This window comes from Mycobacterium sp. 1165178.9 (assembly GCF_001673555.1).
GTDB lineage: Bacteria > Actinomycetota > Actinomycetes > Mycobacteriales > Mycobacteriaceae > Mycobacterium.
Genome location: NZ_LZMB01000212.1, coordinates 1 through 9,809 on the forward strand (window position 1 = coordinate 1; position 9,809 = coordinate 9,809).

The window sequence follows — 9,809 nt, forward strand, 5'->3', positions numbered from 1 at the left end:
GCTGGTCTACAGCGGTCACGACACAATATCGGTCATGACAGGCCCCACGACCGACACCGACGCCGCTGTGCCGCGCCGGGTCCTGATCGCTGAAGACGAAGCGCTCATCCGAATGGATCTCGCCGAGATGCTCCGAGAGGAGGGTTACGAGATCGTCGGGGAGGCCGGCGACGGACAGGAAGCCGTCGAACTGGCCGAGCGCCATCAGCCGGATTTGGTGATCATGGATGTGAAGATGCCGCGCCGCGACGGCATCGACGCGGCGTCGGAGATAGCCAGCAAGCGCATCGCCCCGATTGTGGTGTTGACCGCCTTCAGCCAACGCGACTTGGTGGAGCGGGCGCGGGACGCCGGCGCGATGGCGTATCTGGTGAAGCCGTTCACGATCAGCGACCTCATCCCGGCCATCGAATTGGCCGTCAGCCGTTTCAGTGAGATCGCCGAGCTCGAACGCGAGGTGGCTTCGCTGTCCGACCGGCTGGAGACCCGCAAGCTGGTCGAGCGCGCGAAAGGGCTGCTGCAGAGCGAACAGGGCATGACCGAGCCCGAAGCCTTCAAGTGGATTCAACGGGCCGCGATGGACCGTAGGACGACGATGAAGCGGGTGGCCGAAGTCGTCCTCGAGACCTTGGATCCGTCCAAAGACGCTTAGCGCGCCAAGACGGACCTTTTAGTGTGAAGCCCGGCATCGAGTGTGCGCTGGGGGCGACGACACGCCGACGCCAGCCGCCGCGGTTGCACACTCAAAGCCGCGGCTGCACTCCTAAAGCCGTTGTCCGCCAGCGACAATAGGTCCTAGCGGGCGACGATCACCGACGAGCCGTGCCCGAACAAGCCCTGGTTGGCGGTGACGCCGACCTTGGCGTTCTCGACCTGCCGGCCGGTGGCCTGGCCACGCAGTTGCCAGGTCAGCTCGCAGACCTGGGCGATCGCCTGGGCGGGGATGGCCTCGCCAAAGCACGCCAGTCCGCCCGACGGGTTGACCGGCACCCTGCCGCCGATCGTGGTGGCGCCGCTGCGCAGCAGCTCCTCGGCGTCACCCTTGGGGCACAACCCCAGGTGCTCGTACCAGTCGAGTTCCAGCGCGGTGGACAGGTCGTAGACCTCGGCCAGGCTCACGTCCTCGGGGCCGATGCCCGCCTCCGCGTAGGCCGCGTCGAGGATCTGGTCCTTGAACACCCGCTCCGGCGCGGCCACCACCGCGGTGGAATCCGTTGCGATGTCCGGCAGTTCGGGCAGATGCTGCGGGTAGCGGGGGGTGACGGTGCTGACCGCACGCACCGACGGCACGCCCTCGAGCGAGCCGAGGTGCTTGCGGGCGAACTCGGCGCTGGCGACGATCAGCGCCGCGGCGCCATCGGAGGTGGCGCAGATGTCGAGCTGCCGCAGCGGGTCGGAGACCACCGGACTGGCCAGCACGTCCTCGACCGAAGATTCCTTGCGGTAGCGGGCATTCGGGTTCTGCAGGCCGTGCTGGGAGTTCTTCAGCTTCACCGCGGCGAAGTCCTCGGACGTCGCGCCGTAGAGGTCCATCCGCCGGCGCGCGAGCAACGCGAAGTACACCGGATTCATCGCACCGATGAGGTGGAAGCGCTGCCAGTCGGGGTCGTTTTTGCGCTCGCCGCCGACCGGGGCGAACGCCCCCTTGGGTGTGGTGTCGGCGCCGATAACCAGAGCGACGTCACAAAAGCCGGCCAGGATGTGGGCGCGGGCGCTCTGTAGCGCCTGCGAACCGCTGGCGCAGGCGGCGTAGCTCGAGCTGACCGGCACGCCGTTCCAGCCGAGCTTCTGGGCGAACGTCGACCCGGCGATGAAGCCCGGGTAGCCGTTCCGGATGGTATCGGCGCCGGCGACCAATTGGATCTGCTGCCAGTCCAGCCCGGCCTCGGCCAGCGCGGCGCGGGCGGCGACCACGCCGTATTCGGTGAAGTCGCGGCCCCATTTGCCCCAGGGGTGCATCCCGGCGCCGAGGATGTAGAGCGGTTCGGGAGTACTCACGATGCGATCCTCCAAGCGTGCACGATGCGTTCCACGCCGTCGTCGTCGGTGAACAGGGTCATCGTGGCCAGCTCCATTTCGATGCCGACCTCGAGATCCGCTGCCAGCGTGCCCTGGACCACCTTGCCGAGCACGATGATTCCCTCGTCGGCCAGCTCCACCGCGGCGATGGCGAACGGCTCAAACGGGTCCGCCGCCGGGTAGGGCGCCGGTGGCGGGTATCGGTTTTCGGTGTAGCTCCACAGCTTCCCGCGGGTCGACAGCGCGACGGTCTCTAGCGTGTCGCTGGCGCATGCCGGGTTTGGGCAGTTGTTCTCCCGCGGCGGGAAGACGTAGGTCCCGCACTCGGGGCACTTGCTGCCGATCAGATGGGGGTTTCCGGCGTCATCGGTGGCGAACCACCCGTCGATCGCGGGTTCGTGGCTGGTGACCTCTGGCACCGACCCAGACTACCCAGCCTAAAGTCAAAACTGAAACGTGTTGCAGTTCTGCTGGTGGCACGGTTGGGGCGCCCAGGTCGTCACACCAGGTGCCTAGAGTGAGACCCGTGCCCGCCACGAAAACCACTACGAAGGCCAGCGAGGAACAAACCGCGCCGACGCTGATGCTGCTGGATGGCAACTCGCTGGCGTTTCGGGCGTTCTATGCGCTGCCCGCCGAGAACTTCAAGACCCGCGGCGGGCTGACCACCAATGCGGTCTACGGCTTCACCGCGATGCTGATCAACCTGCTGCGCGACGAAGCCCCGACGCATATCGCCGCGGCCTTCGACGTGTCCCGGCAGACGTTCCGCTCCGAGCGCTACCCGGAGTACAAGGCCAACCGGTCGGCGACGCCCGACGAGTTTCGCGGCCAGATCGATATCACCAAGGAAGTCCTCGCGGCATTGGGCATTACCGTGCTTGCCGAGGAGGGGTTCGAGGCAGACGACCTGATCGCCACCCTTGCTACGCAGGCCGAAAAGGAGGGCTACCGGGTGCTGGTGGTCACGGGCGACCGTGACTCTCTGCAGTTGGTCAGCGACAACGTGACGGTGCTGTATCCGCGCAAGGGGGTCAGCGAGTTGACCCGGTTCACCCCGGATGCCGTCGTCGAGAAGTACGGGCTGACGCCCCAGCAGTACCCCGACTTCGCCGCCCTGCGCGGCGATCCCAGTGACAACCTGCCGGGCATCCCCGGCGTGGGGGAGAAGACCGCCTCCAAATGGATCGGCGAATACGGGTCGCTGCAGGGGCTGGTGGACAACGTGGACTCGGTGCGCGGCAAGGTGGGCGACGCGCTCCGCGAACATCTGGCCAGCGTCATCCGCAACCGCGAGCTGACCGATCTCGTCAAGGACGTGCCGCTGGCCCAGACCCCGGACACGTTGCGGCTGCAGCCGTGGGATCGCGACCAGATTCACCGGCTGTTCGACGACCTGGAGTTCCGCGTATTGCGGGACCGTTTGTTCGAAACCCTGGCCGCGGTTGAGCCTGAGGTCGACGAAGGCTTCGACGTGCGAGGCGGCGCGCTTCAAGCCGGCGAGCTGGCCGTGTGGCTGGCCGAGCACAGCTCGGGAAAGCGGTTCGGTCTGGCCGTCGTCGGCACGCATTTGGCCTACGACGCCGACGCCACCGCGCTGGCCATCGTCTCGGCCGACGGCGAGGGCCGCTACATCGACACTTCCGAGCTGGATCCCGAAGACGAAGCGGCCCTGGCGTCTTGGCTGGCCGACCCCGGTCCGCCCAAGGCGCTGCACGAGGCCAAGGCGGCGATGCACGACCTGGCCGGGCGGGGCTGGACGCTGGCCGGCGTCACCTCCGACACCGCGCTGGCGGCCTATCTGGTGCGCCCCGGGCAGCGCAGCTTCTCCCTTGACGACCTTTCGCTGCGCTACCTGCGCCGCGAACTCCGCGCCGAAAACCCTGAACAGCAACAACTCTCGCTGCTCGACGATACCGAGGGCACGGACGACCAGGCAGTGCAGACACTGATCCTGCGTGCGGTGGCGGTGCTGGATCTGGCCGATGCGCTCGACGAGGAGTTGGCCCGCATCAACTCCACCTCGTTGTTGAGCGGCATGGAGCTGCCGGTGCAAGCGGTGCTGGCGGGCATGGAAAACGCCGGTATCGCAGTCGATTTGGATCTGCTCAACGAACTGCAGAGCGATTTCGCCCACCAGATCCGCGACGCGGCCGAGGCCGCGTACGCGGTGATCGGCAAACAGATCAACCTCGGCTCGCCAAAACAGTTGCAGGCGGTGCTCTTCGACGAGCTGGAAATGCCGAAGACCAAGCGCACCAAGACCGGCTACACCACCGACGCGGATGCCCTGCAATCGCTGTTCGACAAGACCGGCCATCCGTTCCTGCAGCATCTGCTGACCCACCGCGATGCCACCCGGCTCAAAGTCACCGTCGACGGGTTGCTGAACTCGGTGGCCTCGGACGGGCGCATCCACACCACGTTCAACCAAACCATCGCCGCGACAGGCAGATTGTCGTCGACCGAGCCGAATCTGCAGAACATTCCCATCCGCACCGAGGCGGGCCGGCGGATTCGCGACGCGTTCGTCGTCGGCGCCGGTTACAGCGAGCTGATGACGGCCGACTACAGCCAGATCGAGATGCGCATCATGGCCCACCTTTCCAAGGACGAGGGCCTCATCGAGGCGTTCAACACCGGAGAAGACCTGCACTCGTTCGTCGCCTCGCGGGCATTCGGCGTCCCGATCGAAGACGTCACCGCCGAGCTGCGCCGCCGGGTCAAGGCGATGTCCTACGGCCTGGCCTACGGATTGAGCGCCTACGGACTTTCCGCCCAGCTGAAGATCTCCACCGAAGAAGCGAAAGATCAGATGGAGCAATACTTCGCCCGATTCGGCGGAGTGCGCGACTACCTGATGCAGGTCGTGGAGCAGGCCCGCAAGGACGGCTACACGTCGACGGTCTTCGGCCGCCGGCGCTACCTGCCGGAACTCGACAGCAGCAACCGGCAGGTACGCGAAGCGGCCGAGCGGGCGGCGCTCAACGCGCCGATCCAGGGCAGTGCGGCCGACATCATCAAGGTGGCGATGCTCGAGGTCGATAAGGCGATCAAAGATGCCGGGCTTACGTCTCGGATCCTGCTGCAGGTGCATGACGAGCTGTTGTTCGAGGTCGCGTCCGGCGAGCGGGAGCAGCTGGAGGCGCTGGTGCGCGACAAGATGGGCGGCGCCTATCCGCTCGACGTCCCGCTGGAGGTCTCGGTGGGTTACGGCCGCTCCTGGGACTCCGCGGCGCATTAGCTCGGCAATTGGGGCGTCGCGGCGCACTGACCTGCGTAAAACGGCGAACGTGCGGCCACGGCGAGATTTCGGCCATTTTTCGCGGTGAGTGCACACTCGGCGGAAGATGGGACAAGTTTGGCCAGCATGTGCACAGTCGAGTAGCCTCGACAGGTAAATCCCAATTGTCCCTACGACCAAACCTGTCCGGAGCAACCCAACAACATGCCGAGTCCCGCCGTCACCTCGCCACAAGTAGCCGTCAACGACATAGGCTCGAGCGAGGACTTTCTCGCCGCAATAGACAAAACGATCAAGTACTTCAACGATGGCGACATCGTCGAAGGCACGATCGTCAAAGTGGACCGGGACGAGGTGCTCCTCGATATCGGCTACAAGACCGAAGGGGTCATCCCCGCCCGCGAACTCTCCATCAAGCACGATGTCGACCCCAATGAGGTCGTTTCCGTCGGTGATGAGGTCGAAGCCCTGGTCCTCACCAAGGAGGACAAAGAAGGTCGCCTGATTCTCTCCAAAAAGCGCGCGCAGTACGAGCGCGCCTGGGGCACCATCGAGGCGCTCAAGGAGAAGGACGAGGCCGTCAAGGGCACCGTCATCGAGGTGGTCAAGGGTGGCCTGATCCTCGACATCGGGTTGCGCGGCTTCCTGCCCGCCTCGCTCGTGGAGATGCGCCGGGTGCGCGATCTGCAGCCGTACATCGGCAAGGAGATCGAGGCCAAGATCATCGAACTGGACAAGAACCGCAACAACGTGGTGCTGTCGCGGCGCGCGTGGTTGGAGCAGACCCAGTCCGAGGTGCGCAGCGAGTTCCTCAACCAGCTGCAGAAGGGTGCCATCCGCAAGGGTGTCGTCTCCTCCATCGTCAACTTCGGTGCGTTCGTCGACCTCGGCGGTGTGGACGGTCTCGTGCATGTTTCCGAGCTGTCCTGGAAGCACATCGACCACCCGTCCGAGGTTGTGCAGGTCGGTGACGAGGTCACCGTCGAGGTGCTCGACGTCGACATGGACCGCGAGCGGGTCTCGTTGTCGCTGAAGGCAACTCAGGAAGACCCGTGGCGCCACTTCGCCCGCACCCACGCCATCGGCCAGATCGTGCCCGGGAAGGTCACCAAGCTGGTTCCGTTCGGTGCGTTCGTGCGTGTCGAAGAGGGCATCGAAGGTCTGGTGCACATCTCCGAGCTGGCCGAGCGCCATGTCGAGGTGCCCGACCAGGTGGTTGCCGTCGGCGACGACGCGATGGTCAAGGTCATCGACATCGACCTGGAGCGCCGCCGGATCTCGTTGTCGCTCAAGCAGGCCAACGAGGACTACACCGAGGAGTTCGACCCGGCGAAGTACGGCATGGCCGACAGCTACGACGAGCAGGGCAACTACATCTTCCCCGAAGGCTTCGACTCCGAGACCAACGAATGGCTCGAGGGATTCGACAACCAGCGCAACGAGTGGGAAGCCCGCTACGCCGAGGCCGAGCGCCGGCACAAGATGCACACGACGCAGATGGAGAAGTTCGCCGCCGCCGAGGCCGCCGGGCACGCCGAGCAGTCACCGGGCAACGGGGCTCCTCCGGAGAAGGCGGGCGGATCGCTGGCCAGCGATGCGCAATTGGCCGCTTTGCGGGAGAAACTCGCCGGCAACGCGTGACGTTTGCCTGACCACGCCATGCTGCGTATCGGGTTGACCGGTGGCATCGGCGCCGGCAAGTCGGCGCTGTCGTCCACCTTCGCGCAGTACGGTGCAGTCATCGTCGATGGGGACGTCATCGCGCGTGAGGTCGTTGAGCCGGGAACCGAGGGCCTGGCCTCGCTGGTCGAGGCGTTCGGAAGTGACATCTTGCTTCCGGACGGATCGCTGGATCGACCGGCCTTGGCCGCCAAAGCCTTTCGCGACGACGAGGCACGCAAGACGCTGAACGGCATCGTCCACCCGCTGGTGGGCAATCGCCGTTCGGAGATCATCGCGTCGGTGCCCGAGGACTCCGTTGTGGTCGAGGACATTCCGCTGCTGGTGGAATCGGGTATGGCGCCGCTGTTCCCGCTCGTCGTCATCGTGTACGCCGATGTCGAGGTGCGGCTGCGGCGCCTAATCGACCAGCGCGGCATGCCGGAGGAAGACGCCCGCGCCAGGATCGCCGCGCAGGCCAGCGATGAGCAGCGCCGCGCGGTCGCCGACATCTGGCTGGACAACTCGGGCAGCACCGAGGAGTTGGAGCAGCGGGCCCACGACGTGTGGAACAACCGCATCGTTCCGTTCGCGCACAACCTGAGCGCGCACCAGATCCCCCGCTCTGCGGCCCGGTTGGTGCCGCCCGATTCGAGTTGGGCGGACCAGGCGCAACGAATCGTGAACCGCCTGCGGACCAATTGCGGTCATCGTGCGCTGCGTGTGGATCACATCGGCTCGACCGCGGTGCCGGACCTCGCCGCCAAGGACGTCATCGACGTCCAGATCACCGTTGAATCCCTCGCCGTCGCAGACGAACTCGTCGAGCCTTTGCTGTCCGCCGGGTACCCGCGCCTCGAGCACATCACCGAGGACGTGGCCAAGAACGATGCCCGCAGCACAGTGGAAAGATACGACCACACGGACGATCCGGCGCTGTGGTTCAAGCGAATTCACGCCTCAGCGGATCCCGGTCGACCCACCAATGTGCACATCCGGGTGGACGGCTGGCCCAATCAACAGTTCGCCCTGCTGTTCGTCGACTGGTTGACGGCCAACCCCGACGCCCGCGCTGACTATTCGAACGTCAAGCGCGCCGCTGAAAAGGGCGGTGGCGGAGACACTGCGGTCTATGTCGAGGCCAAGGAGCCGTGGTTCCTCGACGCCTACCGCCGGGCCTGGGAGTGGGCCGATTCGACGGGCTGGCGGCCGTAGGCGCCTCGTGTCAGCGCGTCGCGCGCGCCAGTAGGTAGCGCCGTTCGGGCAGGCTGCGAGTGCGTTGGGCCGCAAGGAGATAGTGCTCCCGCGCGGCGTCCCACTCGCCGAGTTCATCGAGGAGATGCGCCCGGACGGCGTCCAAGCGGTGGTGGCCGCGCAGGGCGGGATCCGTCGCGGCTTCGTCGAGCGCGTCGAGACCGGCTGCGGGCCCGTGCACCATTGCCACGGCGACGGTCCGATTGAGCGCGACCATCGGCCCGGGCGTGAAGGCGACCAAGAGGTCGTATAGCGCGAGGATCTGCGGCCAATCGGTGGCGGCGAAGTCGGACGCCTCGTCGTGCACGGCTGCGATCGCGGCCTGCAGTTGGTAGGGACCCGGCTTCGCCACGGGCAGCGTCGCTTCGACGATCGCGACGCCCTCGGCGATGGCGGACTGATCCCACCGGCCGCGGTCCTGCTCGGCGAGCGGAATCAGCGCGCCGCTCGGGCCGGTGCGGGCGTTCCGCCGCGCCTCGGTCAGCAGCATCAAAGCGAGCAAACCGGCGACCTCGCCCTCGTCGGGCAGGCTGGTGCGCAACTGCCGGGTCAACCTGATGGCTTCGCTCGTGAGCTCCACCCGGTTCAGAGCCTCTCCCGATGTGGCGGTGTGGCCCTCGTTGAAGACCAGATACAACGTGCTCAACACCGCGGGCAGCCGCTCGTCGCACTCGCGCGCCGTCGGCCTCCGAAATTGCGCACCTGTTTCCCGGATGCGCGCCTTGGCCCGGCTGATTCGTTGCCCGACCGTCGCTTCGGGAAGGAGCAGGGCGCGCCCGATCTCCGCGGTGGTCAGGCCGCCGAGCGCGCGCAGCGTCAGCGCGACCTGCGATGGTGCGGTGAGCTCGGGGTGGCAGCACAAAAACAGCAGGGCCAGTGTGTCGTCAACCTCCGGCACCGCCCCGGACGCCGGCCCCAGCGTGTAGAAGTGCTCGCGGCGCCGGCGTGCGGCCTCGCTGCGATAGGTCTCGATCAGCCGCCGCGACGCGGCCGTGATCAGCCAGCCGGTCGGGTTTTTCGGGACGCCGTCCACCGGCCAGCTACGGGAGGCCGCGAGGAGCGCCTCCTGTACCGCGTCTTCGCAGTCGTCGAAGTCGCCGTTGCGGCGCACGAGCACGCCGAGCACACGCGGGGCGAGCTCGCGTAGCAGCCCGAGGGCGTCATCGGATTGCGGAGCGGGGCTCACATATCCATCCCACTCAGATCCAGCACCGGCCGAACCTCGACGAGACCCCACACCGCATCGGGCACCCGCGCCGCGATCTGCAGGGCGCGGTCCTCGCTGTCGCAGTCGACCAGCAGGAAGCCGGCCAGATGCTCCTTGGCCTCGGCGAAGGGCCCGTCGCTGATCACCGTTTGGTTGTCGTCGACCGCGACTCGTTTCGCCAGAGCGGGATCCGCGAGGCCGTAGTGAAGTACATGATCCTGATCCAGAGCAATCCGCAGTTCCTCGAGCGCTGGAAGGCGTTGCCCGAGGATATGCGGGAGCGGTTCGGCCACGATCACGTCGCGCTCAGCGCGGAGCTCGCCGAATCCGGTGAGCTCGTGGCGAGCGAAGGCCTCGCGGATCCCGCTCTGGCGAAACGAGTCGCGGTCGACGACAACCAAACGGTGATCAGCGACGGGCCCACGT

9 protein-coding genes are annotated in these 9,809 nt (G+C 66.5%); 5 read left to right on the forward strand and 4 right to left on the reverse strand.

Translation table 11 applies throughout. The features are described 5' to 3' along the window. The first annotated feature begins 34 nt into the window (after positions 1–34). Positions 35–652, forward strand: a complete 618-nt coding sequence (locus A5652_RS09890; protein WP_064952729.1) for an ANTAR domain-containing response regulator — start codon at positions 35–37, stop codon at positions 650–652. 143 nt (positions 653–795) lie between these two features. Here the strand turns inward: A5652_RS09890 and A5652_RS09895 are convergent, their stop codons facing one another. After that, positions 796–1,959, reverse strand: coding sequence for a lipid-transfer protein (locus A5652_RS09895; protein WP_067349947.1), 1,164 nt, complete (start codon positions 1,957–1,959; stop codon positions 796–798). A 35-nt stretch (positions 1,960–1,994) separates the two neighbouring features. Next, a complete protein-coding gene (locus A5652_RS09900) occupies positions 1,995–2,438 on the reverse strand; it encodes a Zn-ribbon domain-containing OB-fold protein (RefSeq protein ID WP_067349930.1) in 444 nt (147 codons plus the stop codon). A 164-nt stretch (positions 2,439–2,602) separates the two neighbouring features. On the opposite strand from A5652_RS09900, the gene polA reads away from it, so the two are divergent. The 3 genes from polA (at position 2,603) to coaE (ending at position 8,137) form a co-directional block, all read left to right on the forward strand. Next, positions 2,603–5,263 (forward strand): DNA polymerase I, encoded by a 2,661-nt coding sequence (polA, locus tag A5652_RS09905; protein WP_197513879.1) that lies wholly within the window; start codon positions 2,603–2,605, stop codon positions 5,261–5,263. Positions 5,264–5,467: 204 nt separating this feature from the next. Then, positions 5,468–6,904: a 30S ribosomal protein S1 gene (rpsA, locus tag A5652_RS09910; protein WP_067349938.1), complete on the forward strand. Its 1,437-nt coding sequence runs from the start codon at positions 5,468–5,470 to the stop codon at positions 6,902–6,904. An 18-nt stretch (positions 6,905–6,922) separates the two neighbouring features. Continuing rightward, positions 6,923–8,137 carry a dephospho-CoA kinase gene (gene coaE / locus A5652_RS09915; protein ID WP_067349941.1) on the forward strand — a complete coding sequence of 405 codons (1,215 nt, stop codon included), beginning with the start codon at positions 6,923–6,925 and terminating at the stop codon, positions 8,135–8,137. A gap of 10 nt (positions 8,138–8,147) precedes the next feature. Here the strand turns inward: coaE and A5652_RS09920 are convergent, their stop codons facing one another. After that, positions 8,148–9,362 carry an RNA polymerase sigma factor gene (locus A5652_RS09920; RefSeq protein WP_197513877.1) on the reverse strand — a complete coding sequence of 405 codons (1,215 nt, stop codon included), beginning with the start codon at positions 9,360–9,362 and terminating at the stop codon, positions 8,148–8,150. Next, a complete protein-coding gene (locus A5652_RS28520) occupies positions 9,359–9,529 on the reverse strand; it encodes a YciI family protein (protein WP_232001147.1) in 171 nt (56 codons plus the stop codon). The genes A5652_RS09920 and A5652_RS28520 overlap by 4 nt, the downstream gene beginning before the upstream one ends. A 3-nt stretch (positions 9,530–9,532) precedes the next feature. On the opposite strand from A5652_RS28520, the gene A5652_RS28525 reads away from it, so the two are divergent. Further along, positions 9,533–9,809: YciI family protein (locus A5652_RS28525; protein WP_369805772.1), on the forward strand; the 277-nt coding region annotated here is incomplete at its 3' end.

Bases quoted from the DNA above. Each gene is read 5' to 3' on its own strand.
- rpsA (WP_067349938.1), top strand. From the start codon at position 5,468: ATGCCGAGTCCCGCCGTCACCTCGCCACAAGTAGCCGTCAACGACATA.
- polA (WP_197513879.1), top strand. From the start codon at position 2,603: ATGCTGCTGGATGGCAACTCGCTGGCGTTTCGGGCGTTCTATGCGCTG.
- coaE (WP_067349941.1), top strand. From the start codon at position 6,923: ATGCTGCGTATCGGGTTGACCGGTGGCATCGGCGCCGGCAAGTCGGCG.
- A5652_RS09895 (WP_067349947.1), bottom strand. From the start codon at position 1,959: ATGCACCCCTGGGGCAAATGGGGCCGCGACTTCACCGAATACGGCGTG.
- A5652_RS09890 (WP_064952729.1), top strand. From the start codon at position 35: ATGACAGGCCCCACGACCGACACCGACGCCGCTGTGCCGCGCCGGGTC.